The following is an 849-nucleotide window of genomic DNA, read 5'->3' on the forward strand; positions in this document are numbered from 1 at the left end:
TCAAAACCGGATCTCATCGTCGCTATCACTTAAGGCCGAAACCTTAAAATCTCGTAAACACTAAATCAATCTCTCAATCTTTTCAGCGCTTTAACCAGCTAACCAATTCCTCAGTCAACCAATCTCAGGGACGAAGCTCTCTGCCGCTAGCAGCGCCGCCGCCCTCGTTGTATCGCTATATAGACCCCACTCTCCCAAACTGTCAACACGCCAAAACACCTTTTATGGAATTTTTATAACAAAAATCGAAAAACAATGCCCCTCCCCTCTATTTATCCCCTTACCACACTGCTCCAACACCCAAATCCGTCCCAAACCACCCCAAAAACCAAGCCAAATATATCAAATCACAGCACCAAACCCTTGTTTCGACTCATAAATTCAGAATCAAAACGCGGAATCATTCGCCTCACACCCGAATCCATGTCCAAAACAGTGTTTTTCATGAGAGCATTGATGCTCATTATATATAGTGCTTTTCACAGCCTAATAATGCAGCGATCATAAACACGCCCCATTCCGGTCGTACGCACACATCTGAAATGAAATAGGTTCAGTGCTCCGGTTTAAATAAGGCGAATAATCGTGGAATGATTCCACATATCCAGATTGTTTGCCGTCTTCTCATTGACTTGACCGGTATGCACAGGCAAAACTTTGCTCCTCACCTGAGGTAATTCAATATTACGCAGATTTTTCCGCAGCCTGCGGTGCGCAATATATAATAAGGAATGGTACTGCGCGGCATGAATCAGCAGATCGTGACCAACTCCAGCGACCCCGGAGATGAGCCGCCGCTCATCACGGACGGGCGTCGCGGACCACCGGATCGGCGTGAGGGTTCTGCGC

Annotated in this window: 1 protein-coding gene; it reads right to left on the reverse strand. The window is 46.9% G+C overall.

What is annotated here, in order from left to right:
• Positions 1-566: 566 nt before the first annotated feature.
• A partial coding sequence (locus tag A918_RS22145; protein ID WP_210162320.1) for a hypothetical protein occupies positions 567-849 on the reverse strand: 283 nt, incomplete at its 5' end.

It is taken from the genome of Pseudochrobactrum sp. AO18b (genome assembly GCF_000409565.1).
In the GTDB taxonomy this organism is placed as follows: domain Bacteria; phylum Pseudomonadota; class Alphaproteobacteria; order Rhizobiales; family Rhizobiaceae; genus Pseudochrobactrum; species Pseudochrobactrum saccharolyticum.